The organism is Arthrobacter sp. ZGTC131 (assembly GCF_002929275.1).
Classification (GTDB): Bacteria; Actinomycetota; Actinomycetes; order Actinomycetales; family Micrococcaceae; genus Arthrobacter.
Window position 1 is genome coordinate 41,219 of sequence record NZ_PJIK01000015.1, and the last position, 18,468, is coordinate 59,686.

At 64.8% G+C, this 18,468-nt stretch carries 17 protein-coding genes, 2 tRNA genes and 4 pseudogenes; 18 read left to right on the plus strand and 5 right to left on the minus strand.

Translation table 11 applies throughout. The annotated features are described in order from the left end of the window. Window position 1 precedes the first annotated feature (1 nt). From CXQ90_RS17145 to CXQ90_RS23025, 9 genes and pseudogenes are all read left to right on the plus strand, one after another. A complete protein-coding gene (locus tag CXQ90_RS17145; RefSeq protein WP_104140576.1) occupies window positions 2-1,351 on the plus strand; it encodes a glutamate-5-semialdehyde dehydrogenase in 1,350 nt (449 codons plus the stop codon). Window positions 1,352-1,429: 78 nt separating this feature from the next. Then, window positions 1,430-1,654 (plus strand): hypothetical protein, encoded by a 225-nt coding sequence (locus tag CXQ90_RS17150; RefSeq protein ID WP_104140577.1) that lies wholly within the window; start codon window positions 1,430-1,432, stop codon window positions 1,652-1,654. 13 nt (window positions 1,655-1,667) lie between these two features. Then, a complete protein-coding gene (nadD, locus tag CXQ90_RS17155) occupies window positions 1,668-2,327 on the plus strand; it encodes a nicotinate-nucleotide adenylyltransferase (protein ID WP_258064574.1) in 660 nt (219 codons plus the stop codon). A gap of 7 nt (window positions 2,328-2,334) precedes the next feature. Continuing rightward, window positions 2,335-3,684 carry a hypothetical protein gene (locus CXQ90_RS17160; RefSeq protein ID WP_104140578.1) on the plus strand — a complete coding sequence of 450 codons (1,350 nt, stop codon included), beginning with the start codon at window positions 2,335-2,337 and terminating at the stop codon, window positions 3,682-3,684. 48 nt (window positions 3,685-3,732) lie between these two features. Then, on the plus strand, window positions 3,733-4,134 hold the full coding sequence (rsfS, locus tag CXQ90_RS17165) for a ribosome silencing factor (RefSeq protein WP_104140579.1): 402 nt from the start codon (window positions 3,733-3,735) through the stop codon (window positions 4,132-4,134). Window positions 4,135-4,276: 142 nt separating this feature from the next. After that, window positions 4,277-4,352, plus strand: a tRNA-Ala gene (locus CXQ90_RS17170). A 196-nt stretch (window positions 4,353-4,548) separates the two neighbouring features. Continuing rightward, window positions 4,549-4,875, plus strand: a complete 327-nt coding sequence (locus tag CXQ90_RS17175) for a hypothetical protein (protein ID WP_104140580.1) — start codon at window positions 4,549-4,551, stop codon at window positions 4,873-4,875. Window positions 4,876-5,497: 622 nt separating this feature from the next. Beyond that, window positions 5,498-5,573: transfer RNA gene (locus tag CXQ90_RS17180), tRNA-Ala, on the plus strand. 601 nt (window positions 5,574-6,174) lie between these two features. Then, window positions 6,175-6,333: pseudogene (locus tag CXQ90_RS23025) on the plus strand (dihydrodipicolinate synthase family protein); the annotation flags it as partial. A gap of 167 nt (window positions 6,334-6,500) precedes the next feature. Here CXQ90_RS23025 and CXQ90_RS17195 read toward each other — a convergent pair. Next, the gene (locus tag CXQ90_RS17195; protein ID WP_104140581.1) at window positions 6,501-7,538 is read right to left on the minus strand and encodes a LacI family DNA-binding transcriptional regulator; all 1,038 of its coding nucleotides are present in this window, start codon (window positions 7,536-7,538) and stop codon (window positions 6,501-6,503) included. Between the two features lie 159 nt (window positions 7,539-7,697). Here CXQ90_RS17195 and CXQ90_RS17200 point away from each other — a divergent pair, with 159 nt between their 5' ends. From CXQ90_RS17200 to CXQ90_RS23180, 3 genes and pseudogenes are all read left to right on the plus strand, one after another. Then, window positions 7,698-8,633: a dihydrodipicolinate synthase family protein gene (locus tag CXQ90_RS17200; protein ID WP_104140582.1), complete on the plus strand. Its 936-nt coding sequence runs from the start codon at window positions 7,698-7,700 to the stop codon at window positions 8,631-8,633. 114 nt (window positions 8,634-8,747) lie between these two features. Beyond that, window positions 8,748-10,046 (plus strand): Nramp family divalent metal transporter, encoded by a 1,299-nt coding sequence (locus CXQ90_RS17205; RefSeq protein WP_219816702.1) that lies wholly within the window; start codon window positions 8,748-8,750, stop codon window positions 10,044-10,046. A gap of 90 nt (window positions 10,047-10,136) precedes the next feature. Next, window positions 10,137-10,269, plus strand: a pseudogene (locus tag CXQ90_RS23180) (ATP-binding protein); the annotation flags it as partial. Between the two features lie 55 nt (window positions 10,270-10,324). Here CXQ90_RS23180 and CXQ90_RS23230 read toward each other — a convergent pair. Beyond that, a pseudogene (locus tag CXQ90_RS23230) lies at window positions 10,325-10,387 on the minus strand (hypothetical protein); the annotation flags it as partial. A gap of 237 nt (window positions 10,388-10,624) precedes the next feature. Then, window positions 10,625-11,374 (minus strand): annotated as a pseudogene (locus tag CXQ90_RS17215) (NADPH-dependent F420 reductase); the annotation flags it as partial. 148 nt (window positions 11,375-11,522) lie between these two features. Here CXQ90_RS17215 and CXQ90_RS17220 point away from each other — a divergent pair. Both CXQ90_RS17220 and CXQ90_RS23185 read left to right on the plus strand, forming a co-directional pair. Next, window positions 11,523-11,861 (plus strand): helix-turn-helix transcriptional regulator, encoded by a 339-nt coding sequence (locus tag CXQ90_RS17220; RefSeq protein ID WP_104140584.1) that lies wholly within the window; start codon window positions 11,523-11,525, stop codon window positions 11,859-11,861. Window positions 11,862-12,226: 365 nt separating this feature from the next. Further along, window positions 12,227-12,574 carry a YegP family protein gene (locus tag CXQ90_RS23185; protein WP_104140585.1) on the plus strand — a complete coding sequence of 116 codons (348 nt, stop codon included), beginning with the start codon at window positions 12,227-12,229 and terminating at the stop codon, window positions 12,572-12,574. Between the two features lie 57 nt (window positions 12,575-12,631). Here CXQ90_RS23185 and CXQ90_RS17230 read toward each other — a convergent pair whose 3' ends face one another. Both CXQ90_RS17230 and CXQ90_RS17235 read right to left on the minus strand, forming a co-directional pair. Then, a complete protein-coding gene (locus tag CXQ90_RS17230; RefSeq protein ID WP_104140586.1) occupies window positions 12,632-13,030 on the minus strand; it encodes a hypothetical protein in 399 nt (132 codons plus the stop codon). Window positions 13,031-13,768: 738 nt separating this feature from the next. Then, window positions 13,769-14,161: an Hpt domain-containing protein gene (locus tag CXQ90_RS17235; protein WP_104140587.1), complete on the minus strand. Its 393-nt coding sequence runs from the start codon at window positions 14,159-14,161 to the stop codon at window positions 13,769-13,771. 195 nt (window positions 14,162-14,356) lie between these two features. Here CXQ90_RS17235 and CXQ90_RS17240 point away from each other — a divergent pair, with 195 nt between their 5' ends. The 4 genes from CXQ90_RS17240 to CXQ90_RS17255 all read left to right on the plus strand — a co-directional run bounded on the left by CXQ90_RS17240 (window position 14,357) and on the right by CXQ90_RS17255 (window position 18,464). After that, window positions 14,357-14,707, plus strand: a complete 351-nt coding sequence (locus CXQ90_RS17240) for a zinc ribbon domain-containing protein YjdM (RefSeq protein WP_104140588.1) — start codon at window positions 14,357-14,359, stop codon at window positions 14,705-14,707. A 21-nt stretch (window positions 14,708-14,728) separates the two neighbouring features. After that, window positions 14,729-15,850: an NAD(P)/FAD-dependent oxidoreductase gene (locus CXQ90_RS17245; RefSeq protein ID WP_258064575.1), complete on the plus strand. Its 1,122-nt coding sequence runs from the start codon at window positions 14,729-14,731 to the stop codon at window positions 15,848-15,850. Between the two features lie 93 nt (window positions 15,851-15,943). Then, window positions 15,944-17,092 (plus strand): class I SAM-dependent methyltransferase, encoded by a 1,149-nt coding sequence (locus CXQ90_RS17250; RefSeq protein ID WP_104140589.1) that lies wholly within the window; start codon window positions 15,944-15,946, stop codon window positions 17,090-17,092. Between the two features lie 172 nt (window positions 17,093-17,264). Further along, on the plus strand, window positions 17,265-18,464 hold the full coding sequence (locus CXQ90_RS17255; protein ID WP_104140590.1) for an ROK family protein: 1,200 nt from the start codon (window positions 17,265-17,267) through the stop codon (window positions 18,462-18,464). Window positions 18,465-18,468: the final 4 nt, after the last annotated feature.

Consider the following 18,468-nt stretch of genomic DNA (forward strand, 5'->3'; position numbering starts at 1 on the left):
GATGACTGAGGCACTGATGAACCAAGCAGCTGAGACATCCACCGACGCTACGCAGGTCCCTTCCATGCCGGAAAACACCCAGACCTCACCCGCTGAGGTCGAGGCGGCGGTCTACGCGATCGCTGACCGGTCCCGCCAGGCTGCCCGCAGCATGGGCCGCGCAAACCGCGCCCTGAAGGACCAGGGGCTCCGTGCCATTGGGGCAGCCCTGCTGGAACGCAAGGCACAGATTCTTGCCGCCAACGCCAAAGACGTTGAAGCCGGCCGCGCGAACGGAACCTCGGCAGCCCTGCTGGACCGCCTGACCCTAAACGACGCCCGGATCGAGGCCCTCGCCGGAGCCCTCGAGAACCTCGCTGGCCTGCCCGACCCGGTGGGCAACGTGGTCCGCGGGCAGACCCTGCCCAACGGATTGCGCCTGCGGCAGGTCAACGTTCCCATAGGAGTTGTCGCGGCGATATACGAGGCCCGCCCCAATGTGACCGTGGATATCGCCGGTCTGGCGCTGAAGAGCGGCAACGCGGTGATCCTCCGCGGCGGCACCGCGGCGGCATCCACCAACGAAGCGCTGATCATGGTGCTGCGTGACGCCCTTGAGTCCGTGGGGCTGCCCGCCGACGCCGTGCAGACCGTGGACCAGTTCGGCCGCGAAGGGGCCAACGTCCTGATGCGCGCCCGCGGGCGCGTGGATGTGCTGATTCCCCGCGGCGGCCGGGATCTGATCCAGACTGTCGTGAACAACTCCTCGGTTCCGGTTATCGAAACGGGTGAGGGCAACGTCCACATCTTCATCGACGAATCCGCCGGCGAAGACATGGCCGTGGAGATCCTCCTCAACGCCAAGACTCAGCGGCCCAGCGTCTGCAACACTGTGGAAACGCTGCTGGTCCACTCCGGTTCCACTGTCCTGCCCGCCGTCGCTGCTGCCCTCAGCAGGGCCGGCGTCCGGCTGCACGCCGACGATCGGGTCCGCGCGGCCCTTCCCGCGTCGGTGGAGTCCGTGCCTGCCACGGACGAGGACTGGGCCACGGAGTACATGGACCTTGACCTTGCCGTCGCCATGGTGGACAGCCTGGACGACGCCGTGAAGCACATCCGCAGGTGGTCTACGGGTCACACGGAGGCCATTCTGACCAACGATCTCCGGAACGCAGAGCGCTTCATCGCGGAAATCGATTCCGCGGCAGTCATCGTGAATGCATCCACGCGCTTTACCGACGGCGGCGAATTGGGTCTTGGTGCCGAAGTCGGCATCTCCACCCAGAAGCTGCACGCCCGCGGCCCGATGGGCCTGACCGAACTCACCACCACCAAGTGGATCGTGCAGGGCGAGGGCCAGGTCCGCGTCTAACAACGCGGTAACATAGAACAAAAGTCCTGGACGGCGGGAACGTCCGCCGTCATCATCCTTTTCATCCTAGGGGAGAAAATGCTGCTCCAGCAGATCGCTGCGTCCGTTGCCGAACACGAAGAAAAGGCTCCGCTGTGGGCCGAGCCGTGGGTCTTCGGCGCTTCGATGTTTGCCATCCTGCTGGTCCTCATGTTCGTCACGCTGTCCTACACGAACCTGGGCAACCGCCACGCTCCGGTTGACGAGCACGCGGATCCGCACCGCCAGCACCCCAACAAGCACGATCACGGCCAGGGCCACTAACATTCCTGCCGCATTGCGCCACCACGGCTCGGAGCGCCGGCTGCGGCTGGGCGTGATGGGTGGGACGTTCGATCCCATCCATCACGGTCACCTCGTGGCCGCCAGCGAGGTGGCCGCGAAGTTCGGCCTGGATGAGGTGGTGTTCGTTCCCACCGGCCAGCCGTGGCAGAAGTCGAGCAAGAAGGTCAGCGAGCCGGAGCACCGCTATCTCATGACCGTGATCGCCACGGCGTCGAACCCGCGGTTCACGGTCAGCAGGGTCGACGTCGACCGCCCGGGACCCACGTACACCATAGACACGCTGCGCGACCTTCGCACCCAGCGCCCGGATGCCGATCTGTTCTTCATCACCGGAGCGGACGCCCTCGCCCAGATTTTGTCGTGGAAGGATATCGACGAACTCTGGTCACTGGCCCACTTCGTGGGGGTCACGCGGCCGGGCCATGAGCTGGACGGCATGGGCCGGAAGGACGTCAGCCTCCTTGAGGTACCGGCCATGGCGATTTCATCAACGGATTGCCGCGCCCGCGTGGCAGCCCACAATCCCGTCTGGTACCTCGTGCCGGACGGGGTGGTCCAGTACATCGCGAAATATGGACTCTACGCCGCTCCGTCGGCCCAGAACAGCAACTCCGCGCTTACCGAGACAGCCAATCCAGCCAGCACTGAATGAGTTTTAGATGAGTCAGGAACAGCCACCCGTCCGCAGCCGCCGTGAATTACGGAAGGCCAGAGATGAAGCCCTGGGCAAGAACCAGGACGCCGGCACCACGGGTGCCGGCGGGGTAGCGCCTGCCTCGAAACAGCCAGCCGCTACCGGCAAGGCGGATGCTCCGCGCACCGGCGGGGCACCACGACCCGGGAGTAGCTCCAGCCCAGACACATCCTCCAAGCCTGGCACCTCGGCGCGGGTCCGCCGGGTGGCTCCCGGCCCGGTGGATTCCGTGCCGGCCGGTTCGGCGGCCGAGCGTTCCTCCCAGATCAGGGCCCGGGACCGCGCCGCCCTGCGAACCATCAAGCAGTTGGCGGAAAAGGAAGAACAGCTTTCCGGGGGCGGGCCGCCCACGCGCCGCCAGCTCCGGCTGATGCAGCTTAAGGAACAGGCAGTCACCTCGGCCATGGCCGAGGTCCCGCCCGCAGCAGACGGTCCCGGTGCACCACCTGCTCAGCCTGGCGTGGCACCCGCGAAGGCTCCAACGTCCGCCGGGGATGCCGTCCAGAAGCCCGAGCGCAGTCCGGAGTCCGCCGGCGGGCCGGCGACCGCCGCAGAGCAGTCCGGGACCATGGGCGGGGACCTGCCCGACGGCATGACCGTCGAGCAGGCCCTCGAGGCCCGCGCGCTGATCGCCGAGCAGGCCAAGAACCAGCTTGCCAAGATGGAGCACATCGCGGCCACGGACCCCGAAGCCGTGGACCCCGACATCCTGGCCGAGCAGATTGCCCTGGCCGAACGGGCGGCCGTGCTCAACAAGCGGGCAATGGCCAAACAGAAACTGGCGGAACAGAACAGCCCGGCCCCAAGCAACCCGGCCCAGTCGACGAACAACGGCCCGTCGACCGCCAGCAACCTGGCCATGGTGACGCCCCTGGAGTTTGTCCAGGTGCCGGGCGTCGACCGCCCCGTCATGAAGCGTCCGGCCACGTCGTATGTTCCGGTAGTGACCAGCCCCGGACCGCGCGTGCCGGCACGTGGCAAACGACCGTCCAAGGCAGCCCGCCCGGCCGGCAGCGCACCGTCAACGGGAAGGTCGCGGGTCATCGCCCGCGCCGAGGCTGCCGCACGGGCCGCCGCCGGGAGTCCGGCGGCTCCGCATGAGAACGCACCCTGGGATGCAGAGGCCGGCGAAGATCTCACCGCTCTCCCGCCCGTGGCCGCGAAGTCCGCGCACGGCCTGGATCCTCTGGACGCTGCCACGGCCGGCCTCGGCCAAGCCCACCGGCTCAGGCTCCTCCAGTTCGGCGTGCTGGCCCTCGGGGTCATCGCCCTTGTCGCCGGCGTCATCATGATCATCAGCGGTCTTTCGCGCTGACTTCAGCAAAGTTCCACCACAGGTTTTTACATCACTACAAGGAGTCCCGTGACTGCATCTGATTCATCCATCGCCACAGCCCGACACGCAGCGAGGGCGGCGGCCGACAAGATTGCCCAGGACATCGTCGCCCTTGATGTCAGCGAACGTCTTGCATTGGCAGACGTCTTCCTGATTGCGTCGGCACCCAGTGAGCGGCAGGTCAACGCCATCGTCGACGGCATCGAAGAGGAGCTCATCAAGCAGGATCTGCGGCCCGTACGCCGCGAAGGCCGTTCGGCCGGTCGCTGGGTCCTTCTCGATTACTCTGACGTCGTCATCCATGTACAGCATGAGGAAGACCGCGTCTTCTATGCCCTCGAGCGGCTCTGGAAGGACTGCCCCGTGGTAGACCTGCAACTCGGAGGCGATACATCGGCAAAGGCCGCAGCCACCTCTGAGCAGGAGTAGGGCAGCAGCGAACGGCGCCGAATATGCCCGATTTGGAATTTTCGGAATCGCTGTTCTAAGATATTTGAGTTGCTTCGGAGAGATCCGGACAGAAGTACGGGCTCTGCGGTGAAAGTCGCAGGCGCCGGAGCGGCGAAAATAAGGGGCTGTGGCGCAGCTGGTAGCGCACCTGCATGGCATGCAGGGGGTCAGGGGTTCGAGTCCCCTCAGCTCCACCAAGAAACCGCTAGGACAAGACTCAGGTCTGTTCTAGCGGTTTTTCTTTGGCCTCAGCACGATGCCGCATCGCTGATGAGGGCGCCGGTTGCGCCAGGGGACAGTCCGACCGCGTGCACAGGCCTGCCGACCCCGGTTAGTGCGGCGCCCCGATGCCGATATGATTCCCTGCATCAGGTGAGTTTCAAAGGGGGAGACATGGACGGCGCTAAACGGCTGGACCTCAAGACCCGGCGCGGCTGGATCTGGTTGATAGCCGGGGGATTCGCTGCGCTGGTCATCGGGTTTATTGTCGGCTTGCAGCCGACCGGACCGCTTTGCGGCAGCCCCCTGCTGCCGCAAAGCCGCCCGGCTGAAACCTTCGACTCGCTCCGGCGCGGGTCCAAGGCAGCGGCGGAGTGTTACCGGAATATCGATGCCGCTTCGGTTCCGACGTGGGGCCTCATCACCCTTGGCGTCGTCCTGGTTCTGGCCGCGGTCGTCATTCGGGTCGTGAGCATTAACCGCAGTTCAAACGCCGCTTGAGGCGTTCCTGTTGCCGCAGGCGAAGGCCGTGGAGCGCCCGTGACGTAGGTGGTCCCCGGCCGCATCTGCGACCGGGGACCTTTGCGGGAGGGACAATCCGTGCGCTGTCTGCTGCAGATGCGCGACAATGCGCCTTGGCGTTCTGTACAAGCCCACCGCCCAATAGGCAGCCTTAGCGTGTCCCGGTATCCCTTCCGGTCCATAAGGCGATCTGTGCCGTCTCTCCTGATCTCCTTGTCATTCTGCTGGGCGGGCTGCTGGTGTGTCAGAGCCTGCCCATAAAGCCGTTTTAGCACTGCACGGACGGTCTGGCAATATACCCGGCAGGTGCCGAGCATCGCTGGCGAGGCGCCCGTACGTAAGGGACGGCGGCGGCTGGGGGAGCCGCCCGGGTCTCAGACAGGCGGCACCGCCGCCGGCCCAGCCCCGGTCATCAATTCCTATTATCGTCCTAACCTCCTCGGGAAAACAGCGGGCGCAAGGGGGCCGGTTTGGGTGTCGGCATTGCGGCGGTGTGCGTGTGGCGCAGCCCACGCTCCGCCGATTCGCTTCCGGCCCATTTGTGGATTACGCTAGTCAGGTTGCTTCCGGGAATCGCAAATACTCCCGGCGGAGACGGTTTGGGGCTGTGGCGCAGCTGGTAGCGCACCTGCATGGCATGCAGGGGGTCAGGGGTTCGAGTCCCCTCAGCTCCACCAACAAAACCGCTGGAATAAGGGTCTATAGCCCGGTTCCGGCGGTTTTTTTCTTTGCCGAAACTCGGCGCAGTTCCGTGTTCTGGCGACGTGAAACCCCAGCGGTCAAGGGGTGCTGGTGGTCGCAGCAGCTGCTGTGAGTGCTGTGACCGGCAGGAGCGGCGCTGCGGCCCCGAGGAGCACCCGTGGAGGACGGCGGAGAATGCAATTACTTTGCGCCCGTCACGGGCCGTAGCGAGGCGTCGGGCAATGAAGGGGCCGAGCAAGTGGCGTGCAGTGATTGATGCTCTCAGGAGCGCGGACAACCAGCCCGGCATCCCGCAGGCGTGCGCGAGCAGCACGATAGCGACCACTGCGCCTCCGTCTGCGCTGCGAACCAGGGTAGCGGCGAAGACGTAGCGGGCCAGCGCCCTGGGCCCGACGCCCTTCCTGCGTGGAACGCCGAGGCCAGCGCTACGAGTTGAGCCCGAGCTCATCGACCATCCTGCCAATAGCGGCACGCTGCTTGTCGGTCAATCCTTGGAGGGGAAGCAGCAGGCACGACTTTGAAGCGAGCCCGAACTGTTCTGCTATTGCCGCAACGACCCGGATACTCCCGCCAAACTCGGCCGGCCTGGCTGCCGGATGCGATGCCTGGTATTCGGTTATCGGCGGCACCCTGCCCGCCCTGGCGATGCGGATCACCCGGGCCGCCCTGGAAGGGCGAATCCCGGATGCGTTGGCCGAGTCCGAACGGCTTGCACCGTTGTGGCAGTCATTCGCCAGCTGTATTTGGCGCGTCGTTTTGTCAGCGGTAAATGTCGGTTGTCCGTCAGGAATCGGGGAGTGACGCTGTTGCATCGTGGCGTCCTTGCGAGTGCAACCGGCTTTCAGGCGGCTGGCTCTTGAGCCCCCGATCGGACTCTGTGCGCTGGTGCCGCGCCCACCCTCCTAGAGAGCGTGTGGTGCGGTGTGTAAAGGTGAACCGCTCGATTGGCGGGGTATGAGTGTGGGCATGGCTTTACGGATTCTAGGTTCCTTGCCGGGGTTCACAATGAGGTCGATCGCGTTGCCTGCGATCTGATCTAGGGGCACCCGCACGGAAGAGAGCGGGGTTGGAAGACGGGACGAGAGGGGTATGTCGTTGTAGCCGACCAGGGCCAAGTCTTCTCCTACGGTGATGTCGAGACGGTGGGCGGCCGCGATGACCCCCATGGCCAGGTTGTCGTTGGCGGCGAATATCGCACTGGGACGTTTTCCGGTGTCGCTGGCCAGTAGATATTCCGCGGCGGAGAACCCGCTTTCGATGCCATAGCCGGCGGCAATCAGCCAGTTTTCCTGGGCGTCTATGCCTGCTCCTTCCAAGGCTTTGCGGGCGCCGGCGAGGCGGGCTATCCCGGTGGAAGTGAATGACGGCCCGGTCACAACGGCGATGTCACGGTGCCCGAGATCAATGAGGTGCCTGACTGCGAGATATCCGCCAACCTCATCGTCACCAAGTGCGGAAGGGCTGACCCCGTCGGTACGCAGCACCAGCGCATGCGCCACACCCCGGTCACGCAAATGTCGGGGCAGATCGTCGTCAAGTCTGGCAGTGGCAAGGATCAGCCCGTCGACATTGCGGTCAAGGAGTGTTTCGGCTGCCCGGCGTTCGTCGTCGGGATCATCGCCGCTGGTGGCGACCATGGCAAAGTATCCACGGTCGGACGCCACCCGCTCCAGTTCCTCAAACATGAGGGCCATCACTGTGTCACTGAGCCGCGGCACAAGTACCCCGAGAGTCCGGGTCTCACCCCTTCGCAGGTTTGACGCGAAGGAATTCCGGCGGTATCCCAACTCCTCGGCAATCTTCCGGACATGTGCTGCTGCAGCCGACTTGGATGCAGTTCCCCGCTCATCCAGCGCGCGGCTGGCTGTGGACACACTGACGCCACTGGCTGCGGCAACGTCCCTCAAAGTGACGGTCGTCCCTGGGTTGCCGGGTTCCATGCGCGTTCTCCTGTTCACCGTCTTGGTAGACACTCTATTTCCTCCTTTGCGAAAACGGGCCCTTGACAGTGAGGTGCAACACACCGCAGAATGAAAACGTTCCCGCAAACGTTCTCATAGTCTAGCGGGACTCCGATAAACAAGACAGAGGAAGCTCTCATGACCATGGATCTCCGCGGACTTGTCCCCGCACCTGTGACACCGTTCAACCGTGACGGCAGCGTCGACGTCGACGCGATTCACCGCCTGGGCGGCTGGCTGGCCAGCGTCGAGGGCGTCAAGGGCCTGGTAGTCCTGGGCCACGCCGGCGAAGGCACCTTCCTGACCCAGGACGAGCAGGCGCTCGTTATTCGTGAGTTCAAGAACGCCGTCAACGGCGAAATCCCGATCATCGCCGGCATTACCGGTGAGGGCAACACCGTTGCTGCCCTGGAAGCTAAGCGTGCCGTTGAGGCTGGCGCCGAGGCCGGTCTGGTCTACCCATCCCACGGATGGCTCCGCTTCGGTTACCAGAAGGGCGCCCCGCAGACCCGCTACAAGGAAATCTACGAAACCTCCGGCCTGCCGCTGATCCTCTTCCAGTACCCGGATGCCACCAAGGCAACCTACGATTTGGAGACCCAGTTGGAGATTGCCGGGCAGGAAGGCGTATTCGCCACCAAGAACGGCGTCCGCAACATGAAGCGCTGGGACACCGAAATCCCGGTCCTGCGCGAAACCTACCCCGACCTGCAGATCCTCACCTGCCATGACGAGTACCTGCTGCACACCATGTTCGACGTGGACGGCGCCCTGGTCGGCTACGGCGGACTCGCTCCCGAACCGCTAGTGGAGCTGATCGCCGCCGGCAAGGCCAAGGACTACGCCGCGGCCCGCGCCATCCACGACCGCCTGCTGCCGGTTACGAAGAACGTCTACCACCGCGGATCCCACATGGAAGGCACCGTCGCCCTCAAGGAAGGCCTCGTCGCCCGCGGCATCCTCGAACACGCCACCGTCCGTCCGCCGCTGCTGCCCCTGGCCGAAGGAGCCGGCGACGAAATCGCCCTGGCCCTGAAGTCCGCGAACCTGGGCAGCGTCACCGTCCCCGCTTGATCTCCGGACCCCTCAGGGTGGCGGGCACAGCCCGCCACCCTGACCCCAAATGCTTTATTCTCCAATTAGGTCAACGACGACCACAGCGCAGCCGCTGTAGAAGGAGGACTCGCAATGAGCGAGCCGAACCGGACCATCGCCTCACCGCACCATCGCCGAGGACAGACGGTCAACCCCGAGAACAACCTGGCTCCGGCCGCACCGGCCAAACGTCGGACCTTCCTCGGATACCTCGCCCTCATGGGCCCGGCCTTCGTGGTCGGAGCCTGGCAATTCGGACCCGGCAACCTCACCACCGCAGTCCAGGCCGGCAGCCGATTCGACTACACCCTAGTCTGGGTCATCGCCGTCTCCACCATCCTGATGATCTTCTTCACCGACATGAGCGTCCGCCTCGGCATCGCGACCCCCACCTCCCTGATCACCTCTATCAAAGACCACCTCGGCAAATGGGTCGGCGTGCTGGCAGGATTCGGAGTCTTCGGAATCACGCTCATGTTCTCCGTCGGCAACGCCGTCGGATCAGGCCTGGGACTCTCACTGATTTTCGGCGGCTCCCCAGTCCTCTGGACCGTGGTCTGCACCGCCGCCGTCGGCTTCGTCTTGGCCTTCCGCAACGTCTACGGAATTGTGGAAAAAGCCCTTCTGGTCATCGTCGTTCTCATGGGCCTGGCTTTCATTGCCAGCACCGTGGTAGCCCAACCCGACTGGTACCGGTCCATGGAAGGCATGGTTCCAAGCCTGCCGCCAGGAAGTGAAATCCTCATCGTCGCCTTGGTCGGCACCAACTTCTCCATCAACGCCGCCTTCTACACCTCTTACGGCATCAAGGAACACCGCCGCACCCGCGCCGACTACCGCGACATCACCCTCGTCGACACCATTCCCGGCATCGTCGCCCCCGGCATCATGACCGCCCTCGTCATCATGGTCGCCGCCGCCGTGCTCGGCAAAACCGGCGCCGAAGCAGGAACCATTAACGCCCTCGCCTCCGTCTTCACGCCCCTGGCAGGTCCAGTCGGCGCGATGGTGTTCGCCCTCGGCCTCTCCGGAGCAGCCTTCTCATCCATGATTGCCAACGCCACCGCCGGTGGCACCATGCTCTCGGACGCCCTCGGCCGCGGAGCCCAGGCAGGATCACCCACCGCCCGCATCTTCACAGGAGTCATCCTGGCCTTCGGCCTGATCATCACCCTCTCGTTCCAGGCCTCACCCGTAGGCCTGATCGTCATCGCCCAGTCCCTCACGGTCCTCATCGCCCCACTGCTCGGCGTGCTGATCATCATCATGGCCAACAGGCGCTCCATCATGGGTGAGCTCCGCAACAAATGGTGGCACAACCTCTTCGGCGCCATCGGCCTCATCGCCATCATCGCCTCCTCAATCAGACTCATCACCACCCTGCTCGGCTAAACAGCACCCGGCACCGAGTCAACCCATAAAGGAGCGCCCCCAGTACACGCTGGTGGCGCTCCTTCTTGCGTCCTGAACGGCCGACAATGAGCGCTGCAACCGTCCATCGTCGTTTGAAGACTGCGGCCTGATTGCCGACGACCACAGCTTCGGGCACGGACCGCAGCCCTTGCTATTCGAGGTGCTGGACGCCATGGACGGCCTGGACAGGGATGCAGACGTGAGGTGTTAGTCCATGCCGGCTCGACCAGGGTGACCCGCATGCCGAACTCGCGGAGCTCGTGATCGAGGGACTCGGAGTACCCCTCCACGGCGTGCTTCGTTGCCGCGTACACGGCCATACGGTTGCGGCACGATCCCGACGACCGATGACAGGTTTACGATGCGGCCGCTTTCTGTGCCCGCATGATCGGAAGGACGGCGTTGGTCAGACGGATCACCCCGAACACATTGATGTCGGCGGCGATGCCGATGTGTGGTCGGATGCTGCAAGCCCCGCGATGCCATTAGATATGTGGAGTCGCCCCGGCCGAAGTAGGGCCCGGGCCGACTGCAGCGTGTTCTGTCGGGGGCGGTTGTCAGTCGTGCGCGGCGCGGTTAATCGCCACGGTCTCATCCAGGGACGGTGCTTCCGTGAGTGAGCCGAAGTGCTCCATCAGTCGATCGCGGGTGATAGGCGCCTTGTCTTTCTCCGCCGCGGCAAGAGCCTGGCCGAGCTCCTCAAGGTTAAGTTCGGTGCAATATGCGGGAGTGCCGGGTTGCTGGCGCCACGACTCAGCGAGGACGCCGGCATCGAACGGATCGAAGCCCGTATCGTCGACCAGCTGCATGACCGTCCTGCGGGCCACGTCCGAATCGGCCGCGACTGGGATAGCGATGCGATCCGGTGCCCCAGCGGGGCGCCCCTTCGTCTGCTGCGTTGCGGCAAGCGCTGCGTTCCACGCCTTCACAATTGGCCGGCCGAGCTGCTCTGCGGTCCAGAGGCTCTCGACCTGGCCGTTGTCGACTGCGTCGACGGCGCCGTTCATGAAGGGGTAGTAGTTCGAGGTGTCGACGATCACTGTGTCATCGGCGGCCTTCGCGAGGAGGTCAGCGAGTTCTGGCTGCTTCGAGAAAGGGATCGACAAAACGATCACGTTGCGGTCCTCGATTGCGGCATCCGGGTCGGCTGCACGGGCACCTGCAGCGAGTACCTCGGTGGCGACGACCTCGGGGCCGCGGGCGTCCACGATAAGAACGTCGTGTGCGGCTTCGCTGAGCCGGCGTGCGAGGTTGCCGCCGATGGCTCCGGCGCCGATTACGGAAATTTTCATGTCGTGTTTCTCCTGTAGTTCTGACTTACCCGCCTCACGTTGGCGACCAGCTGGTCACGTGATCGGGCATAATGTACGTGTTAGTGCGTACATCTACCGTAGCCTATGTACGCTCCAATGTGTACATAGGCTCCATCAACGCTCGAAATTAGGGAGGAGGATCATGGCTAGTCGTTTGGCGAACCCACTGACCATTCCTGCGGAGGAAGATATCGATCTGTTCGAGGTCATGTCGGCGTTGGCTGACCCTGTCCGACGGGCGATCGTGTACTCCATCGCCAGGGATCCTGGCAGGGCTTGTAGCGGTTCTGACTACGGCGTTTCGAAGTCGGCGCTGACGCGCCATTGGCGCGTTCTTCGGGAGACGGGCATCATCAAGCAGGAAGCGGAGGGTACCCGGCACCGAAACTGGCTCCGCAGTGACGAGCTCGACCGCCGCTTCCCGGGCCTGTTGGCGCTCGTGCTCCAAGAGCACAGGCCGGGCCCCATCCAGCCCACCTGAGTCCCGCGCGAGAGATCTTACGAGAGCCTGCTGCACGGTTGAAGTCTCTACAAACGACCGTTTGTCGGACTGCTACGAAGACTGATCCCAATGTGGATTTGATCTCTTGGTGGCGGCATTCTGTGATCGCTAGTTGACGCACACCTGCCCTTTCCGCGATCCCTCATGGTGCACCAGTGGGTGTTATATGTCAGCAATCACGGTGCCGGCGGTGCCAAGCTAGCGGCAATTGAAGGCACCTAGTGAGCCGTTGATAAGGCAGTGTCCTTATTTCTGAGCATCCTGCTGCCGCGCGGACTTATTATGGCCGAGAGTGGACAGCAGACCCCGCCCGTCCTCTTCAAGAGCAGAAACGGAGGCGCAGCATGTCCGGGTACTTCGAAATTATCGACGCCCCCGATGGGGGATTCCGCACTCGGCTCCGAGGCCCGTCAGGCGAACTCCTGGCCGTGTCAGAGACCTTTCCCACAAAGCGGCAGGCGGCGGCCGGTATCGGTCTCATTCGGGAGGTTGCCGGGACCGGCCTCATCCGGGACATGTCCTCGGGGCACCGTGGGGAGCCGTTCCGGCGGAGGCTTCGGCTCCTTCGGGCACAATCCGGTCACACCGGGGTCAGGCAGCCCCGGGCCCAGGGAGTTCCGTCGGTCGACGGCGCGGTCACTAGGACGACTCTGCAACGAGCAGGTTCCCGCCGGTGGCATTCTGTCACCTGACTCCCGGTGGGGCACACTCCACGGCAAGCAAGAGCCCTCACGCTATCGTGAGTGGAATTATCCAGCGGTCGCGGCGCGGGACTTCACAGCCAGCCAGTGCATGGCTTCCTGCGCGTCCGTGAAGTACTGGGTCGGGCACTGAGGCCTGGGGAGTCCGAGGAGTCCATGGGCGATGACGCGGTCCACCGGAGTTGAACCCAGAATGGCGAATGCTGTAACGGTGGCGGCTTCACTGTAGACACTGATCGCCTCCCTGCTGACGGAGCCGACTCCGGTGATCTGAAGCAGCACGACGGAGGGTTCGCCTCCTGTGATGGCCAGAAGACTCTCCCTGGCGTGGGCGCCGTCTTCAGCAGTCATGCGGGCGCCTGGATTCAGGGTGATCCGGACGATCCCTTTGCTGATGAGGTCGACGGAAACGTTGGCCGCCGTTGGGGGGTCCTGGACGGATTGCATTCGTGTGGGTCCCATCGGCTGAAGAAGTGTCTTGTCGCCTGGCCTCAGGGATGCTCGTCAGGTGCGACACCTCCGCCTGCACGGCAGTCGCTCACCCCCATGGCCTGACTTGCACATCCTACGTTCTATTTGATGTAACGCAAATCACTATTCGTAAGACCACTGGGGCTAGGCTCGCACCATGAAGCCTCGCGGTTTACTTCTAATCGGCCTTGGCGTCGGTGCCGCCGTTGTGGCCTTGGCACTGTTGCTGTTGAGCCGGCCAGGGAGCGGGGTGTGCCCGGCAATCGGATATGGCTACGTCGGCCCACTGGAGCTCCAGTTTTCACATGAACCGTCGTTGATCGCAGCTTGCTTCGAGGAGGGCTGCACTCCAGCGCCGGTGGCCAAAAGCCACGATGGCAAGTGGTTGGTGCCCCAGGCAGCCCCATACCTCGTCCCACCCGCCAGCGTGAGGACTGTCCACGTTGAAGCGGCGCTTTCTTCCGGTGGTTCCCGCGTTGCCCGCACATTTCCGATCGAAACGGAGCCCACCGGGGAGTATCCCTACGGCCGCGAGTGCGGGGGTCCGTACAGTTTCACGCCAGTGAAGGTACCGCTCGGCTGAGCGAATCGATTGCATCATTTCTTGGCGCTCGCGATAGAACATCGCACGCCGACGTACCCTTCCGGTTTAAAGGAAACGCCCACTCGCCGGTGGTGACCACACGGGACGAATGAATGACGCCAGCGAAGGAGTCACTCCGCGGCGCGACCCGTTGACCGGGGCTGCGGGATGTGTCCCTGGCGCGCGGCCTCACGGACCACAAGCCGGATGTTCGCGTACAGCAACGCCTTGACGGTCAGCGGGTCCAGCCTCTGCCCCCGCCGGATCCGGAATTCAAGTTCCCGGCAGCAGCGTTCAAGCCGTAGGGCGCCCGCCATCGCCGACGTGGCTCTCAGGCTGACTACGGCATCACGGGCCGCCCGCAGATCCCCGCCGGCGAGTCCGTGCAGGATCTTCGCCGCACGGCCGGGCAGCATCTGCAGGTAGTCGTCGATGAACGCCTGCGCAAAAGCAGGTCCGACCTCATCCGCGAGGTTCTGCAGCGGGCCGCTGTCCAGCACCGGAACGTCGTCCCCGCCCGTCACACCGCACCGCCTCGTGTTGCCAGTTGCATCATCGCGCCCATCCATCAGCCTGCGCACCCTGCTGTGCGCCTATGAAACACGTTCGCGCGGCGACCTCAAGACCGAGGAAGCTTTCGCCAATCTTCGGATCAAGATCGTCTGGTGGCTCTCAAAAGGCACAGGCCCCTGACGGGGTGCGCCTACTAACATGGGGACGTGAACGAGACCCTTCCTCCCTGCCCCGAATGCTCCAGCGAGTACACGTACGGGATAGGCGCCCTCCTGGTCTGTCCGGAATGCGGCCATGAATGGTCGTCCGTGCCGGTGGAAACAGATGAACCGGGGGAGCAGGTCATAAGGGACGCGGTGGGCAACGTGCTGGCCGACGGCGACACCGTCACCGTCGTCAAGGACCTCAAGATCAAGGGAAGCTCCAGCGTCATCAAAGTGGGCACCAAAGTGCGTGGCATCCGCCTACTGGACGGAGTGGGGGACCACGACATCGACTGCAAGGTGGACGGCGTGGGTCCGATGCAGCTCAAATCCAGCGTGGTGAAGAAGGTCTAGGGACAGGTTGCGGGAACCGGCGTGCATAATTCCGGAAGGGTTGCCGACATTGTGGTCATCGGCGCGGGCCAGGCCGGCCTGTCCGCCGCGTACCACCTCGCGCGCCGCGGGTTCGCGCCCGCTCAAGGCGGAGCCGCCGAGGCCGGCCCGGACAGCCTAACCCGGCGAACCTACGCGGTGCTGGACGCCGAGGACGGCCCGGGCGGCGCCTGGCGGCACCGCTGGAAGACCCTGCGGATGGCCACAGTCAACGGAATCAGCGACCTCCCCGGCATCCCGCAGCCGGACGTTGATCCGGCCGAACCCAGCTCGGCATTCCTGACCCGCTACTTTGCTGGCTATGAGCGTGAACTCGGCATCGTCGTCGAACGGCCCGTCAAGGCGATCGCCGTCGAGCGCGAGGACGCCGATCCCGCGGGACGGCTGAGGATCACGACGTCCGACGGCGGATGGTCGGCGCGCGCTGTCATCAACGCCACGGGAACCTGGACCAGGCCCTTCTGGCCGATCTATCCCGGTCAGTTCACGTTCAGGGGGCGCCAGCTCCACGTTGCAGACTATGTCTCGGCCGAAGAGTTCCGGGGACTGCACGTCATTGTCGTGGGCGGCGGCATTTCCGCCGTCGGGCTGCTCGACGAGATCTCAAAGGTGACGTCTACCAGCTGGTTCACGCGGCGCGAGCCCGTCTGGCGGGAGGCGGCGTTCGACCGTCAGGCAGGCCATGACGCCGTCGCCCTCGTGGAGGACCGCGTGCGCCGGGGGCTGCCGCCGCAGAGCGTCGTGGCCGCCACCGGTCTCATCTGGACCCCGGCGCTCCGGGCAGCAGCCGCGCGCGGTGTGCTGGAACGCCGCCCCATGTTCACCGGCATAGAGCCCGACGGCGTCCGGCTGTCAGACGGCAGTCTGCTCGCCGCTGACGTGATCCTCTGGGCCACGGGCTTCCGCGCCGAGCTGGAACACCTGGCACCGCTGCACCTGCGCGGGCCCGGCGGCGGCATCGCCATGGACGGCACCCGGGTGGCGGCGGAGCCCCGGGTGCACCTCGTGGGCTACGGGCCGTCGTCATCCACCATCGGCGCCAACCGCGCAGGCCGGGCCGCCGTCGCGGAACTCCTGAAGCTGCTGGCGGCGGAGCCCGCCTGAGCTGGATTCACGGTAAGTTTGCCCAAGAGCCTGCCGGGCCGGCGACAGGCGAACTTATGCGAACAACCAGCAGGGAAGAGGCGGCGGCAAAACGTGGTAGAGAACAGTCTTGGGCAGCTTCTGGGCAGGTTGCGGAGATACCCGGACGTGGAGGCGGCCAACCTGCAGGCGTGGGACGCCACCGACACACTACTGCTGGACACCGTGGCGGATCTCCTGACACCGCAAAGCAGGGTCGCCGTGATCGGAGACCGCTACGGAGCGCTGACGCTGGGACTGCTGGGAGGCGCTGGCACGGTTCCCGCGCCGCAGGTCCGCGTGTACCAGGACCTCGTCACCGGCGAGCGGGCGCTCCGGCACAATGCGGGGGCACTCGGCATCGCCGGGGGCTTTGAGCAGTTGCCGCTGGGCGCGGAGCTGCTCGCGGACGTGGATGTCATTCTGCTGCAGCTGCCCAAGACGCTCGCCGAACTCGAGGAGATTTCCGACGCCGTTGCGCGTCATGCGCCCAAGGGCGCCGTGCTGTTCGCCGGAGGTCGGGTCAAGCACATGTCCCTGGGCATGAACGCCGTACTCGGGCGGTTCTTCGAAACGGTCCAGCCCCAGCTGGCCCGGCAGAAGTCGCGGGTTCTTCTGGCCTCGGAGCCAAAACCCGTCGAACCGGCCCCGCCGTATCCGGTGACGGAGCACAACGATGAGCTCGATCTGCAGGTGTGCGCGCACGGAGCCGTTTTTGCCGGCACCAAACTCGACATCGGAACGCGCTACCTGCTGGAGTTCCTCCCGAAGATTCCCGCAGCAGGGACCGCTGTGGATCTGGGCTGCGGAACCGGGATCCTGGCCGCCATGTACGCGCGCCGGCATCCGGATTCGGCGGTGATCGCCACGGACCAGTCGGCCGCGGCGGTCGCGTCAGCGCGGGCCACAGCCGCGGCGAATGGCCTGGGCCGGCAGATCACGGTTCTCCAGGACGATGCCATGAGTTCCGTTCCTGCGGCTAGCGCCGGGCTCATCCTGCTGAATCCGCCTTTTCATCTCGGGGCCAGTGTCCACGCCGGGGCCGGGATCAAGATGTTCGAGGCAGCAGCCCGCGTTCTTGCCCCCGGCGGTGAGCTCTGGACTGTGTTCAACAGCCATCTTCACTACGTGCCGGCCCTTGAAAGGCTGGTCGGGCCGACCTCCGTTCAGGGAAGAAACTCCAAGTTCACGGTGTCCGCCAGCGTCAAAAGACACGGACGCTGAGCGGCAGCGGCGGCAGGCGCTCCTCCGCGATTCCGCCCGCGCGTGGGCGTACCCGTATACCGGGACGTAACGTACGATTCAGACATCGACACTGGCCAACCGAAGATGCTTAGGGGAATCCTTGACTGAGATCCGCCAGCCCACACCGCGGCGCGGAACTAACCTGCCCCGCATGGGTGACTTCAACTTGACGGTCATCTTGGACGCCGTCCGGCGGTCATCCGGGGGCCTCAGCCGTGTCGAACTGGCCCAGATTGTCGGGCTGTCCCCGCAGACCATCTCGAACATCTCCCGCCGGCTCCTGGACCAGAGCCTCATCGTGGAAGCCGGAAAGGAGGGGAGCGGGCCGGGAAAGCCGAGGACCATCCTCCGGCTGAATCCTGCGGGAATGTATGCCGTGGGCGTGCATCTGGATCCCGCCGTCGCAACATTTGTCGTCCTGGACCTGGTGGGTGCAGTGGTGCTGCATTCGCGGGTCAAGACCCCGGACAGCGGCAACCCTGAAGAAGTAATCGCCGCCATTGCCGCCGAGATTGAAAAGCTCGTCGAAGCGTCGGGTGTGGACCGGGAGAAGATCGCCGGCCTGGGCATCGCGGCACCCGGCCCGATCGACCACGACAACGGAGCAGTGGTTGAACCGCCGCTCCTTGTTGGCTGGGACCGGGTTCTGCTGCGCGATGCCCTGGCAGACGCAACGGGCCTTTCCGTACTCATGGACAAGGACGTGACCAGCGCAGCCGTGGCGGAAACCTGGGCGGGAGGCCCCAGCGGCGCCGGCAGTTTCGTCTTCATGTACATGGGCACGGGGATCGGCTGTGGCATTGTCCTTAACGACGAGGTTGTCCGCGGCACATCAGGAAACGCCGGCGAAATCGGCCACATCATCGTCGATCCGGACGGCCCGCCCTGTGACTGCGGCCTGCGCGGCTGCGTGAAGTCCTCCTGCATCCCGCAGGTCCTGGTGGCTGAGGCACAGGCCGCAGGAATCCTGCCGGGCGGTCCCCTGACCGGAGGCTCCGTGGTGCAGGAACGGTTCGCCCAGCTGTGCGAGGCCGCGGATGCCGGCAACAGTGCGGCTGCAGCAATCATTGATAAGTCGGCGATGCTGGTGGCACGGGCGGCGTCCGTGGTGGCCAACACCCTCGACGTGGACCGCGTCGTCTTCGGCGGCCCGTTCTGGAGTCTCCTGTCGCGGCGTTACCTGGAGTTAGTTCCGGACCTGATCCAGCAGAACAGCGACGCAGGAAACATTCACGCCATCGAAGTGGTGGGCACAGGAGTCGGGGAGGACGTGGGAGCCATCGGCGCCGCCTGCCTTGTACTGGAGCACACACTCGCGCCGCGCGCCCAGCGGCTGCTATTGGAGGGCTAAGGCG

Bases quoted from the DNA above. Each gene is read 5' to 3' on its own strand.
- CXQ90_RS17145 (WP_104140576.1), top strand. From the start codon at position 2: ATGACTGAGGCACTGATGAACCAAGCAGCTGAGACATCCACCGACGCT.
- CXQ90_RS17150 (WP_104140577.1), top strand. From the start codon at position 1,430: ATGCTGCTCCAGCAGATCGCTGCGTCCGTTGCCGAACACGAAGAAAAG.
- CXQ90_RS17160 (WP_104140578.1), top strand. From the start codon at position 2,335: ATGAGTCAGGAACAGCCACCCGTCCGCAGCCGCCGTGAATTACGGAAG.
- CXQ90_RS17175 (WP_104140580.1), top strand. From the start codon at position 4,549: ATGGACGGCGCTAAACGGCTGGACCTCAAGACCCGGCGCGGCTGGATC.
- CXQ90_RS17195 (WP_104140581.1), bottom strand. From the start codon at position 7,538: ATGGAACCCGGCAACCCAGGGACGACCGTCACTTTGAGGGACGTTGCC.
- CXQ90_RS17200 (WP_104140582.1), top strand. From the start codon at position 7,698: ATGACCATGGATCTCCGCGGACTTGTCCCCGCACCTGTGACACCGTTC.
- CXQ90_RS17205 (WP_219816702.1), top strand. From the start codon at position 8,748: ATGAGCGAGCCGAACCGGACCATCGCCTCACCGCACCATCGCCGAGGA.
- CXQ90_RS17220 (WP_104140584.1), top strand. From the start codon at position 11,523: ATGGCTAGTCGTTTGGCGAACCCACTGACCATTCCTGCGGAGGAAGAT.
- CXQ90_RS23185 (WP_104140585.1), top strand. From the start codon at position 12,227: ATGTCCGGGTACTTCGAAATTATCGACGCCCCCGATGGGGGATTCCGC.
- CXQ90_RS17230 (WP_104140586.1), bottom strand. From the start codon at position 13,030: ATGCAATCCGTCCAGGACCCCCCAACGGCGGCCAACGTTTCCGTCGAC.
- CXQ90_RS17255 (WP_104140590.1), top strand. From the start codon at position 17,265: ATGGGTGACTTCAACTTGACGGTCATCTTGGACGCCGTCCGGCGGTCA.